The organism is Clostridium sp. CM041 (genome assembly GCF_055081035.1).
Window position 1 is genome coordinate 1,566,867 of sequence record NZ_CM143648.1, and the last position, 17,456, is coordinate 1,584,322.

Below are 17,456 nucleotides of genomic sequence, written 5' to 3' on the forward strand. Positions count from 1 at the left end.
TTATCATTTTATATTTTTTAGGCTACGAACATGATTCCGTAGGAATAACTAAATCCAGCTCCTTATTACCTCATTGACTAACTCCTTCATTATAAATATAATAAATATAATGCGCTGGGAAAGGAGCTGTAATGTATGTCACAAACCACAAAAAAAGCTTTAGCATCATCATTGAAAAAACTAATGAATACTACTCCATTAAAAAAAATTACAATTAATGATATTGTTAACGACTGTGGAGTAAATCGCCGTACATTCTACTATCACTTTCAAGATATCTATGCTCTTTTAGAGTGGGTTTTCGAAACTGATGTCGCTAGTGTCATGGCAGAAAATAAAACGTATCAAACATGGCAACAGGGATTTTTGCAAATATTTCTCTATTTAGAACAAAATCATAAAATGGTTTTAAATACCTATAATTCCGTTGGGCGTGAGTATTTGGAAACCCATTTATACAATGCAGTGTACACCCTTGTCTTTAATGTTGTTGATGAGATCGCCGTGGACATGAAGATTTGGGAAGAAAAAAAAGAGTTTATTGTTAATTTTTATAAATTTGCATTTGTAGGGTTATTGCTTGATTGGATAAGAACAAAAATGGTTAAAAATCCAGAACAACTTATCGCCGATCTCAATAATGTAATAAGTGGCGATATCCATAGAGCATTATTAAAATGTAAAATACAAAAACAGTAAACACTTTTACTAAACCATACTGTACTGATAGTATTTTTATTTAAACGTCAGAAATTGTATGTGGTAGTTATTATAAAAATTTTTATAAAAAAGAGAACCAGGAGGAATTAAATTTCTCCTGGTTCTCTTTTTTTATATTTAAATTAACCCTTCAAGTGTTGTGTTTTTCAAAAGCTTTTTCACAATCATCTCGGCGGGGAGAGGACGTCCACTATATAATGCCTTTGTTGCCGCAGCAATCACGCGAACATCGTATTTAGTAGGATATACATCCGGTACTTCTTTCTCAAGATTAAGTAGCGTATAAACCGCCATCATAGCTGAACGAATGGAATACTCAACTGTGAATACGCAATCATCTGCAACTTCTGCAAATTGTCCTAAAAAGGCAAGATTGTTGCTGCCTTTCGGAATAACGTCAGGACGATCACCCTTGACACGTGGCATAAACTGACTGGTTGTATAAGGCATCATACAAGGGATAACATTAACGTTTTTAAGGATTTCTGGTATTTCATCTTTCTTACCCATATGGTATAAAAGCTCCGTTACAAGTTCTTCACCAGTACAATCGCACATTCTCTTTTTTACAAAATCTCCAACATTGTCAGGGAAAAGACCATAAGCCCATAGTACTAGTACATTTTTAGGTTGGTCAATAAAGTGAGGCTGTCTGTTACAAGTTACGCTCAAAAGCCAGCTTGAATCTTTGATAGTTATAATACCTCCTGTAACAGTTTTCCCGGAATATGGGTCATTACCGGTTAATTCCTTAAGAAGATCTGCTATTTTAGGATCCGCGCTAGTTATAGTAAAAGATTCCCATTTGCTTTTGTCTATGTCACTACAAAAAACTTGTGGTTTTCCAAATGAAGGATCTTTCTTAGCGATGTTTTTCCATAGATCCCAGCAACCTCCTGTTCCACGATTAATTGTTGCAGGCTCGTGCATACTTCCAATCGTAGAATTTTCTGTCATAGATCCATTGGTAACAAACACCAAATCATTCTCGGTTGTATGAATTATTTCTTCCTTGCCATTATGCAACAGTCGAATGGCCGTAACAGTTTTTTTATCAGTTTCTATATCAATATCCAAATCTGTGACCTGTGCATTTAGGTTAATGACTACATTTTTAGATTGCAACCATTTTTCCAAAGGAAGAATCATAGACTCATACTGGTTGTACTTTGGAAACATAATGTTTTTCATATGGCTCATTCCAGGAAGCAAGTGCATAAAACGTTGCATATATCGTTTCATTTCCACAACGCTGTGCCAATTCTCAAATGCAAACATAGAGCGCCAGAAGCACCACATATTAGTTTCTAAAAAAGATGGGTGAAAATACTGCTCAACAGTTGTGGCTCCCAAATTTTCTTCGGTTGCAAGAAGAAGCATAGTAAGTTGCTTAATATGAAGATCGTTTAATCCAAGAGAGGAAAAATCGGCCTTTTCACCACAGTTATGAAGTAACCTACAAGTCGATTCGTTAGGGTCAGCCATATTTAGCTCTCGAAATTCATCCAAAACAGTTCGATTAGGGGCGCTTAGAGAAGGAACCGCGCTAAATAAATCCCAACAACACTCATAATGTTCTTCCATTTCGCGTCCGCCGCGAACAACGTAACCGTCCTTTGCGTTTCCAGCGCCATCCATACTACCACCGATAATATGTGCTTGTTCTAAAATAGTGATATTTTTACCATCCATATGACCATCTCGAATTAAGTATGCAGCAGCCGCAAGAGAGGCTATACCCCCTCCGACTAAATATGCTTTTTTGTTTTCAATGCCTTCTGGCTTTAAAGTATTAATATTTTGAAAATTCCCCATAAATATTCATCCCCCTAAATGTTAATTATTCATACGTCTACTAAGTAATTTACTACAACTACAAAAAAAACAAATCATCAATCTTTAACAAATGTGCAATTTTGGAATAAAATCATAACTTTGTGCAATAAATTGAGAATTAAACGTAATTCTCAATTAAATGTAAAATTCACTGTTTTTCATATAAATCACCTCTACTCTTCTTATTTTTGAGTTCTAATAAATACGATACTAAATGCTAACAAAATTAGGCTTATAATTACTAAAATCACTCCTGATTGACCATACTTGAAATATTGGAACGCTCTCTTAAATACTATAGTTATAGGTACCTGAAATTTCACCAATGGTAGTTATAATAAAAGTTCAGCAATGTACAGATATCCATAGAATTGTTGTCACATATCAAAAAAAATTTATTAGAATAATATCAGTAGAAATGTTATTATTTTCTCTTTCAGTATTTACTAAAATACTGAAAGAAAAAAATAAAATTACTATATTGACAATATTCTCTAAATGGTTTATTATAATGTTTAAGCAAACGATTGCATAGATAAGATTTAATTAGAAAATAGGGGGGGCTTAATAATGAAGAACACAAAAAAGCTTATAGCAGTTGCATGTACAGTTGCTATAATGACAGGTATGTTGTCTGGTTGTGGTAAAAGTACCGATCCTGCTGCTTCAAAGGCGGTAGGCAAGGATGTCGTAGTGGACATATTCCAATTTAAAGTTGAAGCTAAGGATGCTCTTGAAAAAGCTACAAAAGAATACATGGCATTAAATAAAAATGTTAAAATTAATGTACAAACAGTTGGTGGTGGAGAAGACTACGGTGCGGCATTAAAATCTAAATTTGCATCAGGACAAGAACCAACAATATACAATATTGGCGGAACTCAAGATGTCCTTGACTGGAAAGCTAAACTTCAAGATTTATCAAGCGAACCATGGGTATCACAAGCTTACCCAGGAACTTTAGATGCTGTAAAGATGGATGGTAAACTTTATGGTATGCCGTTTAACCAAGAAGGATCTGGACTTATTTACAATAAAACAATATTCACAAAAGCAGGAATTGATGCTTCAAATATCAAAACATATGCAGATTTAAAAGCCGCATCGAAAACATTGGATTCAAAGAAGAAAGAATTAAAGATAGATGCAGTATTTGCTTTACCTGGCAAGGAAACTTGGGTAACAGGATTACATTTATCTAACGTTGCTTTTGCAAATGAATTTCCAACAGTTGTAGATGCATTTAATGCAAAAGAAATAACATTCAAACAAAATGAGCCATTAAAGAAACTATTAGATCTTCAAGTTAAATATGCTTATAAGCCAGATGGTACTAATAAATCAATTAACAGCGTGGACTATTCTACTCAAGTTGAAAAAATGTTCTCTATGAGTAAAGTAGCAATAATTCAACAAGGAAACTGGGCTTTTGGATCAATAGATGGTATCGATCCAGAATTGTCCAAAAATATTGGTATATTACCAATGCCTTTAGATGGCGTTAAAGAAGGTTGTATCCAAGTTGGAGTACCTATGTATTGGGCTATTAACAGTTCAAAAGATGATGGAGCTAAGAAAGCTGCTGCAGACTTCTTAAACTGGTTATATACTTCAGACAGAGGTAAAGAAATGATCATTAAAGACTTTAAGTTTATACCAGCTTTCAAAGGTTATGACGGTGAGAAATTACAACCAACAGATGCACTAGGTAAAGAAGTACTTAGATACGTAAACGAAGGAAAAACAATTCCATGGGTATTTATGGGATATCCTACTGCATGGGGTATGGAAAAATTCGGAACAGACGTTCAAAAATATATTGCTGGCACCATCACATGGGATAAATTAGTAGATAATATGAAAATGACCTGGTCAGCAGCAAGAAAAAAATAATAAATATGATTTAAGATTTCAAAATCCTGGGAAAGTTCAAATCTGTTCCAGGATTTTATTAATATCAAGCTAATGTACGAAAGGAGATACTGTAATGAAAAAAAATAATGCGTCATTTTGGATGTTTGTAGGTCCAATTTTAGCTGTGTTCACTATAGTTTTGATCATACCATTGCTTTTTGGAGTTTACTATTCTTTTACAGACTGGAATGGAATTGCATCCGATATAAGTTGGATCGGATTTGCAAACTACGTCTCTGCATTTAAGGATGAGACTTTCCTTGCTTCATTCTTATTTACAGCTAAATTTACTATAGTTTCAGTTGTTGTAATAAATTGTATTGGATTTGGCCTCGCTTTACTTGTAACAACTGGTATGAAAGGCAATAATCTACTTAGAACTATATTTTTTATGCCTAACTTGATAGGAGGACTTATACTTGGATTTATTTGGCAGTTTATTTTCACACAAGTTTTTTCTGGACTTGGAACTATTTTTCATCAGCAATGGTTACTTGGATGGTTATCGGATGGGACTACTGGATTTTATGGGTTAGTAATTTTAATGTCATGGCAAATGTCAGGATATTTAATGGTTATTTATGTAGCTGCTCTTCAAAACATACCACCAGAGCTTACGGAAGCAGCTGAGATTGATGGTGCAAATGCATGGCAGAGAATAAAGAATATTACATTCCCTCTAGTAGGACCTGCCTTTACAGTAAGTTTATTTTTAACTTTATCTAATTCCTTTAAACTTTATGACCAAAATTTATCCTTAACTGCAGGTGGTCCTGCAAATTCAACACAGATGCTCTCTATGAATATTTACAACACCGCATTCAAATTTAATCAAATGGGCGTAGCGCAAGCAAAAGCTGTTATATTTTTACTAATAGTTGGTGCGGTTACTTTAACACAAGTATATCTTTCTAAGAAAAATGAGGTGGAAGCATGATAAAAAAAACCGGAAAATTAAATGTAGGTAAACTAGCTCTAGGAGTTATTGGTATTGCCTTAGGCGCATTATTTTTATCACCTTTTTATATCATTATTATCAATTCCCTTAAAACAAAAAAAGAATTATTTGCAAGTGTATTGTCCTTTCCTGAAATATTCACTTTAAATAATTATAAAGAAGCATTTGATAGGTTGCACTATCTAAATGCAATTACTAACTCTTTAACAATAACAATAGCTGGTGTTATTTTTATTGCAATATTCGCTTCAATGGCGGGCTGGATGTTAGAGCGGACAAAAACAAAACTGAGCAACGCTATTCTTTTGTTATTTATTTCATCCATGTTAATACCTTTTCAAGCAATCATGTTGCCCCTAGTTAGAATTATGGGTAAATTTAAATTATTGAATATGGGTGGACTCATATTTATGTATCTTGGCTTTGGATCAGCCTTATCCATATTCCTGTATCATGGTTTTGTAAAAGGAATCCCAAAGGAGTTAGATGAAGCTTCCATGTTAGATGGTTGCAACAAATTTCAAACCTTTTGGTATATAATATTTCCTTTGTTAAAACCAATAACTGTTACAGTTTCTATCTTAAATACCGTTTGGATTTGGAATGATTTTTTATTGCCATCCTTAGTTATTAATAGACCAGGAACACAAACATTGCCATTAAGAACTTTCTTTTTCTTTGGTGAATATACCAAACAGTGGAATTTAGCTCTTGCGGGACTAACTCTCGCAATTATTCCAGTTATAATATTTTATTTTTTAGCACAAAAACAAATTATAAAATCTATTGCAGCTGGAAGCATAAAATAATCAGTTTTTCTTTAAATTGTAGATATCTTTAGTATGAACAAAACTTAGGAATCCATACAATTTCTAAGCTTATTTAAAAATTTCTACATAAATACCAACTAATAAATCCCGGAAGATGTTAATTCTCCGGGATTTATTAGTTGGCTATTTATTCAACAGATTCATTCAATAATACGAGTTTTACCATGTGATAGTCGAGTTACAACTAATTTCAGTAACATTTTAGGATTGTTCTTCATATATTAATACAGTAGAAATATTTGAAGGGAGCCTTTTATGTTCTATAGTCCAAACAATTATAATGATCCTTATCCGCTATATAGAGTTACCCCTAAGAATTCTTATTTTAGGATTCTTCATGCTTCACCTAAATCCCCAGCTGTTGATGTATATATTAATGATATGTTAAAATTTAAAAACCTTACTTATGGTGCTTTTACAGATTATATAGAAGTTATGGCTGGAAATTACAATGTAAAATTGTATGCTACAGGTACTAAAACTACACCTGTACTTAATAAAAACATTTTTATTCCTCCTGAGAAAATTTACACAGTTGCAGTTATTGGTCTATTACCTAACATTGAGTTACTACCTGTTCCAGAACCTATAGTTATAAATCCTAGTAACAATGCTTATATTAAATTTGCTCATTTATCACCTAATCTTGGTGCTGTAGATGTTGCATTACCAGATGGTAAAATTCTATTTAAAAATATTAATTACAAACAATTTACTGATTATATAGAAGTTCCTGTTGGAACTTATACTTTAGAAGTTAGACCTACTGGCACCAAAACTATTGCTTTATACGTTCCTAATATAAAACTAAAACCTAATCGTTTTTACACTGTTTATGCTGTAGGATTAGCTAACGATATTCCAGGCCTTCAAGCTCTAATTCCTCTTGATGGTACTTCTTATTTAGATTTACGCGAAGATTAGTTATTGCGTGTTTTTGATAAAAAACATTAAAATTAAAGTTCTAGGATTTGCAAAAATTCCTAGAACTTTATGGTACGCTGGAATGGATTCAAATTTTCGATTTCCTGAAACTTGTTTAAGTTTTCCTATGCCTTGCTTTGTATGATAGTCTCCAATATGTCTATATATAAATGAAAACAATAATTTATAATTATTTTTAACCAAAATTTCCATTGCATATTGATTTCCGCTTTGTATTTCCTTAATTAATTCTTCATCAGTCGACATTCCATCACCACCCTTCTACATATAATAACGTAAAGTTTTATTTAAAAGTTTTAAATAAAAAAATAAAATTAGCCTATATCTTAAATTACTATGTAAAATAAGATATAGGCTTTACTTTATAGGCTAATAACCTCACTAATAATTCACTATATATTAGGCTTGTCATTTTTTTGTATATCTTATTGATGTGTTTATAATAAGATGTTATAATGTTGTCAGGCACACATGTATATACACCAGTATATACATGTGCGCCTGAGTTAAATAACAGTTTATGTGCATAATATTATAAACATTATTTATATTCATAACTTAACAAAGTATATATTTTATTAGGAGGAAAACTCATGGAAAAATTCAAAATCGTTGTAAAAAAAGGCCTTAAACGATATTTTTTAGATGCCCTGAGTGCAATGGCATTAGGTCTATTTGCTTCATTAATTATTGGACTAATACTAAGTCAATTATCAAAAATACCTGCACTAGCTTTCCTTAAAGAGTTTGCAGAAATCATTTCAGCTAAATCCCCTGTAGTTGGTGCAGCTATTGGTGTAGCTATAGCTTGGGGCTTAAAAGTTACCCCACTTACTATGTTCTCCTGCGCTGCTACTGGTGCTTTTGGATATATGTATATGGGTGGTGGCCCAGTAGGATCTTTCATTGCTGCAGTAATAGGTGCGGAACTTGGCAACTTTGTGTCTGGAAAAACTAAGATTGATATTGTTATAGTTCCCATTGTTACTATTGTTACTGGAAGTATAGCCGGTAAGTTTGTTGGCCCTTATATCTCAGTTCTTATGACGAATATTGGTGCAGTCATAAATTCTGCTACAACTCTTATGCCTATTCCAATGGGTATTGCTGTATCTACTTTAATGGGTTTAGCGCTTACTGCTCCAATTAGTAGTGCTGCCATAGCAATTTCACTAAAAATGTCTGGCCTTGCAGCCGGTGCTGCCACTGTTGGTTGCAGTGCTCAAATGATAGGTTTTGCTGTTTCTAGTTATAGAGAAAATAAGATAAGTGGTTTAGTATCTCAAGGACTAGGTACCTCTATGCTACAAGTACCTAACATAATAAGACGTCCCCAGGTTTGGATACCTCCAACACTTGCCGGTGCAATACTCGGCCCTCTTGCTACTACGGTTTTCTCCATGAAAAACAACTCTCTAGGTGCTGGTATGGGTACTAGCGGTCTTGTGGGTCAGTTTGGAACCCTTTCCGCTATGCAGGGGAGCCAACCTACTTCGGTGATAGTTTTAGAAATATTACTTCTACACTTTATAGCCCCTGCTGTTTTAACCCTACTCTTCTCAGAAATTATGAGGAAGAAAGGGTGGATTAGTCAAGGAGACTTAAAGCTTAAGCTTTGAGTTAGTGAATTTTAAAAGAAGCTGCAGGTGATAATACACCCTTTGGGTGAGTTCACCTGCAGCTTCTTTTGTTATAATATTTAATTGTATAAATCACTATAAATAATTTTAAATACTTCTAAAGCCTCTTCTATTTTATCTTGTAGTAGGTATTTTTTATTTTCTAGCTGCCTTCTACCTTCCACCGTGATTTTATAAATTTTCTGTGCTTTCTTAGAATTACTCCATTCCCCAATAACCAATTTTTCTTTTTCTATTTTTTTTAAAAGAGGATATATTCCGCCTGTACTAGGAATCCAAAGACCATTTGTCCTATCACCAATTTTATGAGATATATCGTTTCCATTAGTTTCGCCTAAACTTAGAATGTATAGCACGTACAAAGGTAGTAGCCCTTTTGTGAATACTTGACCTACAGCTTCTTTTTCCTTTTGAACTTTTCGAAGCTGTAAAAGTTTTTTCTTGTATTCAACATACAACCTCTTTTCCTGCACCCTAATGTCTATCTCACTTTCTTTATTCACTATATCATCCATTTTTATTTAAGGTTCCTCTATACAAACCATTCCTACCAAACCTGGTCCACTATGAACCCCTGATACAGGACTTATATATCCTCCGAATTCTACGGAAATAGCATTTGGATGGAGACTTATACTTTCCATTACTTTTTTAGACTCTTCTAATGCATCACCGTGTAATATATAAACCTTACACTTCTTTTTATCTAAAATGTTATTTGTAAGTTCTACAAGTTTATTAAGAGATTGCTTTCTACCCCTTACCTTTTCACATGTACAATACTTACCTTCATCATCAAACGAAATTATAGGTTTAATGTTTAAAAGCTCAGCTATTGTGCCTGCAACTTTCCCTATTCTTCCACCTCTTTTTAAGTACTCTAAAGTTCCTACTACAAAGTATAGATGGATTCTTTTTTTAATAGACAAAATAGCTTCAACAATTTCTTCAAAACTCTTTCCTTCTTGTACTAGCTTTCCACATTCCGTTACTATTAATCCTTCGCCTAGGGCTATAGATTGTGAATCACATACATGAGTAATAATACTTGGATGATTTTCACTTGTAAGCTTCACAGCATTAAATATACCTGATAACCCAGTAGATAAGGTTATTGCTATAACATGGGTGTATCCTTCTTCTTCTAATTTCAAAAATAGTTCTTCCATATCCTTCATTGATGGCAAAGAGGATGTAGGTACTTCTGTTTTCATATTCTCATAAACTTCTTGTGGCGATATATCTACATTATCCAAATATTCTCTATCAGGATAGATAATCCTAAAGGGTAATACATTTATATTATATTTCTCTATTGTTTCTTTACTTAAATCGCTTGTAGTGTCTGTAATCAACGCTATTTTATTCAAATTAAATCCTCCTACATTACATAATATCAATATTATATCACTATAATATATGTGTATCAATAGTGATACATCCACAATCATTTTAATTCGTTTATACAAATAACTACAAATGTATGCATACAGGTATGTGAGACAGTTAATGAATTAATACATAATCATAAACCCCTTTAGCTTATATTAAACTAAAGGGGTTTGTATAAACTAATTTTCACATCGTTAATTCCGATATATATTTTATAAGTTCTATTTCACTATAAAACACCTGTGAATATACCATTGGTTTTCTTCCTATTATAAACGCTGGTATATTATTATCTATAGCTGCTTTTATTTTGTCGTAAGTTCCACCTTGAACTCCGCTATCCTTCATGAGTATCGCCTTAGCCTTGTATTCTTTAATAAAGCCACAATTTAATTCATAGCCTACAGGACCCTTCATTGCCACTATATCCTCAACTCTTATTCCTAATTCTAAAATCTCTTCTAGAACCTTAACAGAAGGTAAAACCCTATGTATTATCCTATTCTTTAAATTAAAACTTAGAATTTTATCTATATTTCTGCTACCAGTGGTATTTAAAATATTTCCCTCTACTTTTGTAAGCTGTGTATATAGACTATCATAATCCTCCACCACAATAACATTTTTATTTTTCTTAAATTTTTCCACAACTGATGGCCTCTCATATCTAACATATTGTACTCCATAGATTTTACATGCTTCCATTGCATTTTCAGTAATTTCTAGAGCATAAGGGTGAGATGCATCAATTAATATTTTAATATCATGTAATCGTATGACTTTCATTAACCCTGAAAGGTCTAATGGTTTTTCATTGAAAATTTTATATTTATAATTTTTCAAAAGCTCTGCGCCATAAGCCGTAGCTGTTGAGATGAAAATATCCTCTGTAAACCCATTCAGTCCTGCAAGAATATTTTTCCCCTCTGAAGTCCCTACAATTAAACCTATCATTTTTATTCACATCCTAAAATAGTTGGGGACGGTTAACAACTTTTTCTTACTTATTAGTTTACTAATAGCTAAAAAGTTGTTAACTGTCCCTCAATTTTTTTAAACCTTATAACCTCTTGGTGTTATAAACTTACCATCTTTTACATAGCTTTGACTGTTACCAATTATAACAATTGAAAGCATATCAACTATGTTTTCATCAAAGGTATCTAATGTAGATATACTTACTTCTTGTCCATCCCTAAGCGCATTTTTAACTACGGCTATTGGTACGGTTCCTTCTCTATATTTTTTTATTAAATCTATACTTTCTTTTAAATAATGAGGTCTACCCTTACTTTTAGGATTATATAATGAAATTATGAAATCGCCTTCTGCGGCTAACTTTACTCTTTTTGTAATTAGTTCGTATGGAGTCATTAAATCGCTTAAGCTTATGTTACAATTGTCATGCATTAAAGGTGCTCCTAGCACTGAAGCTGCAGCTGACGATGCTGTAACTCCCGGAATAACCTCAACCTCCTCATCTATTCGAAGCTGAAGAATTAATCCCGCCATTCCGTAAATTCCAGCATCACCAGTACTTATTACACTAACTATCTTACCACGGCAAAGCTCTAATGCCTTTTTGCATCTCTCTTCTTCTCCCATCATGCCTGTAGAGAATACTTCCTTGCCTTGTAATAATGGTTTTATCATATCTATATATTTGTTATAGCCTACAACTATATCACTCTCTTTAATGGCTTCCATCGCTCTTATTGTCATATGAGAAAGACCACCTGGTCCTATTCCTATTACATATAATTTCCCCAATTCTACATCCCCTTCGCTATCTATTTTTTTCCTTCTCTAAACATATGTGTAAAAGTCTTGTCATACAAAAGGCTCTTTTCATATTCACAATCTATAAAATCGCCTACAAGAATTTGAGCACATTTTGTTATTTTAGCTATTTTTACCTTTTCTGCTATATCATCTAAAGTCCCAATAATAGCTCTTTCATCTGGCCAAGTAGCTCTTTCAATCACAGCTATTGGAACATTCCTTCCGTAACCTGCTTTAAGCTTTGCAACTACCTTGTCTATCATACTTATAGATAAAAAAATAGCCATAGATGCTCCAACTGATGCAAGTTTTTCTAAATCTTCTGTTTCAGGTACTGGGGTTCTACCCTCTACTCTTGTTAAAATTAAAGTTTGAGTTACACTTGGAAGTGTGAATTCTTTTTTTATAACAGAAGCTGCTGCTGAAAAGGAGCTTACTCCTGGTACTATTGAATAATCTATATTTAGATTATCTAACTCATCCATTTGTTCTTTTATAGCTCCGTATATAGCTGGGTCTCCAGTATGTAGTCTTACTACATTTTTATTTTCAATATGTGCCTTTCTCATAACCTCAATAACTTCTTCGAGTGTCATTGAAGCGGAATTATGAATTACTGCATCTTCCTTACAAAAAGTCATATGCTCAGCACTCACAAGCGACCCCGCATATATAACTACATCTGCACTAGATAATATATTTCTTCCCTTAACTGTTATTAAATCCACATCTCCTGGCCCTGCACCTATAAAATAAACCATAAAATCCACCTATCCTTATTAATTATTATTGATATAGTTGTTAACCGTCCCTGCTTAATTAATTGTTACCCGTCCCTACCCTATTCCTTCTTAGCAATTATTAAACTCATGTACTCTTTATTTTTTAATATATCCGAACGGCTCCTTAGAACTTCTTGTCCTTCCCTACCTGCTTTTTTAACATATACATAGCTATATCCCTTTGCTTCTAGATGATTTATTACTTCCTCTTCTACTTTATAAGCCTTCATAATTACTAAGAATTTTTCATCCTTTATAGTATCAAGCCTAGATGCTGGAAGTATTAAAAGAGGCTCATTACCAATTACTAAATACTCATTTGCAATACTCGCACAAGCACAAAATGATGTTATACCTGGAATTGTTTCAACTTCATATCCGCTTTCCTTTATATAATTTAAAAGATATATATATGTACTATATACAAACGGGTCGCCTATAGTTAAGAAAGCCACATCTTTCCCAGCTTTTAGCTTTTCTTCAACAGCTTTAAATGCTTCATATATTTTAGATTCCTGCTCTTCTCCCCCCATAGGAAAATGCTTAACTAGCACCTCAGAGTCCTCATTAATATACTCTTCTGCTATTTCATGTGCTATACTTTTGCCTCCATTCATAGCACTAGGCACTACTATTACATCACATTTTCCAATTGTTTTTATTGCTTTTATTGTAAGTAATTCCTTATCTCCTGGTCCTACCCCTACACCATATAATTTTGCCATGTTTAATCCCCCATATCTAAGTAAGCACAAACAAATCATTATTGTTCATTTTTATGTGTCTTACTTAATTTAAATTTTCTATAACAACCACACTAAGGTCATTAAAAGTTTTTTCCTTAATTTCTTCCACTGTACCTTTAATTATTCTTTCATCCTCGTATGATAATTCTTCCCCAACATATGCTGTGGCTTCAATATTATTTTCATAGAGCTTTCTACATAAAGCTTGTGGTGAATTACTTTTATCCGTAAGCCACACAGATATCTCGTGTTCCCGCACTATTTTTATGAATTCTTCTCGTCTTCCATGCATACTACCTAAATAAGCGTTTTGCCACGGCTTTTGGAGCTTACACATTAAGTATTGAAAAGAACTTATACCAGGTACTATTTCTATTTTGCTTTTAAAATTACTCTTTATATAATTTGTGATACCATAAAAGCATGGATCACCTGATGCTATTATTGCGATATCCTTCTCTATGTTTTCTGTTATAAAATTCATAATATCCTTTAATGTTTTCACTACTATCTTTTCGACATTAATCTTTGGTATACTCATTGCAGCTCTTTCAAATCCTATGATTACATCAACCTTTTCCATAGTCTCTACTGCCAAAGGAATAATATATTTAGGGCTTCCAGGCCCAATACCCACTATATAAACCATATACTCTGCTACCTTTCATTCTTTATTCATCTATTAGTTGTTAACTGTCCCTAACCATTTTAACTATTCTTTCTTGTGTCACAGAGAATTCCCTTATCCATAGAAAACATAATAACCTCTGCCGGAATTGTTTCATAAGTATACTGAAATAATCTTCGCTTTACCTTCTTTGCAATATTTTCATATATATCCTTATAATCTTCACCTACTAGCTTTATTGCTCCTTCAGTAGTTTTTTCCTTATATACCTGTGTAATAAGCTGCGTAGGCGCTCCAACCAATGCCAGTTCTAAAGCTATTACTTCAAGCCTCACATCACATACTCTACTGTGAGTTTGAAAACATCCCGCTGCAATTTTACTTACCTTTCCTATATGTCCTACTAAAATTACACTTTCTACTTCCTTTTCCATACAGCTGTTTAGTGCAAATCCTATGAAATTTGAAATCATTACTATATTGTCAACTTTAAGGCCTACCTGTGCAGCCACAATCTCACCCATGTTACCAAAAACTAAGGTAAGATTTTTATGCCCCGCAGCTACCTTTTGACATATTTCTATATGTATAGATTGTGTGAGAGCTTCTTCTGACATTGGTGTCACAATTCCTGTTGTTCCGAGTATTGATATACCACCTTCAATGCCAAGTCTAGGATTAAATGTTTTCTTGGCTATTTCTTCTCCCTTAGGTACAAATATAGTTATTGTAATCCCAGAGTTCTTAGGAAGCACCTCTTTTACTTCTTTTTCTATCATTTTTCTAGGTACTGGGTTTATTGCCCATTCCCCTTTGGGTACATATAATCCTTCTCCTCTAACTATCCCTACACCTTTTCCACCTTTTAATGTATATACTGATTCTGCTTTTTCAGCCCTTGCCCAAATTTCTATACCATTAGTTGCATCAGGGTCATCCCCCGCATCTTTTATAATACAACACTCAGCAAAATTTTCTCCCTTTGCTACCTTAGATATTGGTAGCAATAATTCTATACCCTTTGGAGTATCTATCCTTATCTCGTCTATTTCGGTATCATAAAATAAAATTTGTGTGGCAGCTTTTGCTGCCCCAGCAGCACAAGAACCAGTGGTATATCCACATCTAAGCTTTTTTCCATTACTATTAACATATAAATTCAGCATTATTACGTACCCCCTGTTAAGTTTCTTATTCATTTAAAGATACCTAACATTTATTTCAAAATGCCTAATAACTATGAAACTCTAGCGGATTACTAACTCCTATCTACTATCATGTACATCAGTGCATTTAAAATGGATGCAGCTACTGTGCTTCCACCTTTTCTTCCTCGCACTGTTATCATTGGCAGATCTAATTTTTCAATTTCTTTCTTAGATTCTGCTGCTCCAACAAAACCTATAGGTGCTGCCAATATAAATTTAGCATTACACTTTCCTTCCTCGATCAGTTCCTTTAATCTAAACAAAGCTGTAGGTGCATTTCCAAATATGAAAAATTCTACTCCATCATCTACCGCTTTTTCAACTGCTGCCATAGACCGCGTTATGTGACGCGCTTTTGCTATCTCTGCCACTTTTTCATCGCCTACATAGCATAAAGCCTTACAATTTAAATCTTTAAGAGCTTTTTTGTTTATACCTGCCAGCGCCATTTTTGTATCAGTATAAATGGTAGCTCCATTTTTAAGTAACTCTACAGCCTCATCAATAGCTCCATCCCTAATATAAACTATGTTTTTATAATCGAAATCTGCTGTAGTGTGTATTACTCTTTTGATTATTGAAAGCTCTCTGCCGGAAAATTTATGTGCTCCCATTTCTTCTCCAATAATTTCGAAGCTTTTTTTTTCTATATCCATAGGAATCTTTATATAATCCATATTTTAATCTCCTTTTCTTTTAATTTAAATAAGTGTTCATAGGTAGGGACGGTTAACAACTAATTAATCTATTTAAAAATCTCCTTAAACCATTGTAAGTTTCCCCAAAAATGCACATGTCCATAAGCTGCCACAGTATTTTTTTTAACATATCCGCATTGCCAATTTTTCTCATATCCATCATAACCCTCTTTAGAAAGCTTAAATACCTTTTCTTCAGATAAATTAACAATAGATTTATGAAACTCATGACAGTTTATACTCATATTTTGTGGTAAAATATTATTTTCTACCCCTACCTTTATTTCTGCATACCCAAAGTTCTGAAGCTTTTTTGTTAAGGTGTAATACCCCTTAAAAAAGCCAACAGTATTATGTGATATTTTTTCTTCGCCTTGCAGTTTTTCTCCCTCAGTAAGATACATTAATCCTCCACATTCGGCGTAACAGTGTAGCCCATTATCAAGAGCTTTTTTTATACTGCCAAGCATTGATGTATTTTCAGATAGCTCCTTTATAAAAACCTCAGGGTACCCTCCACCTATGTAAAGAAAATCAATATTACTGGGTAGCTTCTTATCTTTAATTGGACTAAAATATATAACTTGTCCCATTTCCTCTAGAAGCTCTAAATTTTCTTTATAATAAAAACTAAAGGCCTTGTCATAGGCTACAGCTATCCTTTTCCCCTTATTCTCCACATGGAAATCATCTATATGCCTTTCACTTTCTTTAAATTGTTCTAACAATAAATCCATATCCAAATGCTTTTCTAATAACTTGGCACAGATTTCAATTTTCTCATCTAAATCCTCTGTTTCACTGCTTTGAATTAGCCCTAAGTGCCTACTTTTTAAGCTTAATCGTTCATCTTTTGGAAGATAGCCTAACACTTTCAAGTTACAGTTTTCTTTAATTGCTGCCTTAAGTAACTTATAATAATTTTCTGTTATATTATTTAGTATTATGCCCTTTATATTTGCATCTTTAAAATTTACTATTCCATTAATTTCTGCACAGAGGGTTGCTACCTGAGCCTTTGGAGACAATACAAGTATGATAGGCAAGTCTAAAACCTTTGACACGTGATACGCAGAATAGGATGTATTTATGCCTTTTCCATCATATAAACCCATTACACCTTCGACTACACCCAATTCTCCGCATCCTCTAGAAAAGCTAGCCTTAACTCCCGCCTCTCCCATAAGATACAAATCCAAATTTCTTGAACCTTTACCTGTTATCTTTGTATGAAAAGCTGAGTCTATATAATCAGGTCCTACTTTATACCCTTGTATCTCAAATCCCCTATTTTTAAACGCTTTCATAATTCCGAGTGTTACTGTGGTCTTACCACCACCACTTGAATCTGAAGCTATGACTATACTCTTCATTTAT

At 33.4% G+C, this 17,456-nt stretch carries 18 protein-coding genes; 6 read left to right on the forward strand and 12 right to left on the reverse strand.

What is annotated here, in order from left to right:
• The first annotated feature begins 135 nt into the window (after positions 1-135).
• Positions 136-699 (forward strand): TetR/AcrR family transcriptional regulator, encoded by a 564-nt coding sequence (locus tag ACWJJT_RS07365; protein WP_462956547.1) that lies wholly within the window; start codon positions 136-138, stop codon positions 697-699.
• A gap of 138 nt (positions 700-837) precedes the next feature.
• On the opposite strand, the gene ACWJJT_RS07370 is transcribed toward ACWJJT_RS07365, so the two are convergent.
• Positions 838-2,535 (reverse strand): oleate hydratase, encoded by a 1,698-nt coding sequence (locus ACWJJT_RS07370; RefSeq protein ID WP_462956548.1) that lies wholly within the window; start codon positions 2,533-2,535, stop codon positions 838-840.
• Positions 2,536-3,126: 591 nt separating this feature from the next.
• Here ACWJJT_RS07370 and ACWJJT_RS07375 point away from each other — a divergent pair.
• The 4 genes from ACWJJT_RS07375 (at position 3,127) to ACWJJT_RS07390 (ending at position 7,182) form a co-directional block, all read left to right on the forward strand.
• Entirely contained in the window at positions 3,127-4,449 is a 1,323-nt protein-coding gene (locus ACWJJT_RS07375) for an ABC transporter substrate-binding protein (protein ID WP_462956549.1), read from the forward strand.
• A 94-nt stretch (positions 4,450-4,543) separates the two neighbouring features.
• On the forward strand, positions 4,544-5,407 hold the full coding sequence (locus ACWJJT_RS07380) for a carbohydrate ABC transporter permease (RefSeq protein WP_462956550.1): 864 nt from the start codon (positions 4,544-4,546) through the stop codon (positions 5,405-5,407).
• Positions 5,404-6,237, forward strand: a complete 834-nt coding sequence (locus ACWJJT_RS07385; protein WP_462956551.1) for a carbohydrate ABC transporter permease — start codon at positions 5,404-5,406, stop codon at positions 6,235-6,237. Before ACWJJT_RS07380 ends, ACWJJT_RS07385 begins: the two co-directional genes overlap by 4 nt.
• A 276-nt stretch (positions 6,238-6,513) precedes the next feature.
• The gene (locus tag ACWJJT_RS07390) at positions 6,514-7,182 is read left to right on the forward strand and encodes a DUF4397 domain-containing protein (protein ID WP_462956552.1); all 669 of its coding nucleotides are present in this window, start codon (positions 6,514-6,516) and stop codon (positions 7,180-7,182) included.
• Here the strand turns inward: ACWJJT_RS07390 and ACWJJT_RS07395 are convergent, their stop codons facing one another.
• Complete coding sequence (locus ACWJJT_RS07395; protein WP_462956553.1) at positions 7,183-7,449, reverse strand: RNA polymerase sigma factor; 267 nt, start codon at positions 7,447-7,449, stop codon at positions 7,183-7,185. It abuts the gene before it with no gap.
• Positions 7,450-7,796: 347 nt separating this feature from the next.
• Between ACWJJT_RS07395 and ACWJJT_RS07400 the strand changes: the two genes are divergently transcribed.
• The gene (locus ACWJJT_RS07400) at positions 7,797-8,822 is read left to right on the forward strand and encodes a PTS transporter subunit IIC (RefSeq protein WP_462956554.1); all 1,026 of its coding nucleotides are present in this window, start codon (positions 7,797-7,799) and stop codon (positions 8,820-8,822) included.
• An 80-nt stretch (positions 8,823-8,902) separates the two neighbouring features.
• On the opposite strand, the gene ACWJJT_RS07405 is transcribed toward ACWJJT_RS07400, so the two are convergent.
• The 10 genes from ACWJJT_RS07405 to ACWJJT_RS07450 form a co-directional block, all read right to left on the reverse strand.
• Positions 8,903-9,358: a PadR family transcriptional regulator gene (locus ACWJJT_RS07405; RefSeq protein WP_462956555.1), complete on the reverse strand. Its 456-nt coding sequence runs from the start codon at positions 9,356-9,358 to the stop codon at positions 8,903-8,905.
• Positions 9,359-9,364: 6 nt separating this feature from the next.
• On the reverse strand, positions 9,365-10,213 hold the full coding sequence (locus ACWJJT_RS07410; protein WP_462956556.1) for a DegV family protein: 849 nt from the start codon (positions 10,211-10,213) through the stop codon (positions 9,365-9,367).
• 208 nt (positions 10,214-10,421) lie between these two features.
• Positions 10,422-11,189: a cobalt-precorrin-6A reductase gene (locus ACWJJT_RS07415; protein ID WP_462956557.1), complete on the reverse strand. Its 768-nt coding sequence runs from the start codon at positions 11,187-11,189 to the stop codon at positions 10,422-10,424.
• Between the two features lie 99 nt (positions 11,190-11,288).
• Positions 11,289-12,005: a precorrin-3B C(17)-methyltransferase gene (gene cobJ, locus ACWJJT_RS07420; protein ID WP_216303412.1), complete on the reverse strand. Its 717-nt coding sequence runs from the start codon at positions 12,003-12,005 to the stop codon at positions 11,289-11,291.
• A 20-nt stretch (positions 12,006-12,025) separates the two neighbouring features.
• Positions 12,026-12,778, reverse strand: coding sequence for a precorrin-4 C(11)-methyltransferase (gene cobM / locus ACWJJT_RS07425; protein WP_462956558.1), 753 nt, complete (start codon positions 12,776-12,778; stop codon positions 12,026-12,028).
• Between the two features lie 80 nt (positions 12,779-12,858).
• Positions 12,859-13,524: a cobalt-factor II C(20)-methyltransferase gene (locus ACWJJT_RS07430; protein WP_462956559.1), complete on the reverse strand. Its 666-nt coding sequence runs from the start codon at positions 13,522-13,524 to the stop codon at positions 12,859-12,861.
• A 64-nt stretch (positions 13,525-13,588) separates the two neighbouring features.
• The gene (cbiE, locus tag ACWJJT_RS07435) at positions 13,589-14,194 is read right to left on the reverse strand and encodes a precorrin-6y C5,15-methyltransferase (decarboxylating) subunit CbiE (RefSeq protein WP_462956560.1); all 606 of its coding nucleotides are present in this window, start codon (positions 14,192-14,194) and stop codon (positions 13,589-13,591) included.
• Positions 14,195-14,253: 59 nt separating this feature from the next.
• Positions 14,254-15,339, reverse strand: a complete 1,086-nt coding sequence (gene cbiD, locus ACWJJT_RS07440; RefSeq protein WP_462956561.1) for a cobalt-precorrin-5B (C(1))-methyltransferase CbiD — start codon at positions 15,337-15,339, stop codon at positions 14,254-14,256.
• Positions 15,340-15,431: 92 nt separating this feature from the next.
• Positions 15,432-16,058 (reverse strand): precorrin-8X methylmutase, encoded by a 627-nt coding sequence (locus ACWJJT_RS07445; RefSeq protein ID WP_462956562.1) that lies wholly within the window; start codon positions 16,056-16,058, stop codon positions 15,432-15,434.
• Positions 16,059-16,126: 68 nt separating this feature from the next.
• The gene (locus ACWJJT_RS07450) at positions 16,127-17,452 is read right to left on the reverse strand and encodes a cobyrinate a,c-diamide synthase (protein WP_462956563.1); all 1,326 of its coding nucleotides are present in this window, start codon (positions 17,450-17,452) and stop codon (positions 16,127-16,129) included.
• Positions 17,453-17,456 lie beyond the last annotated feature (4 nt).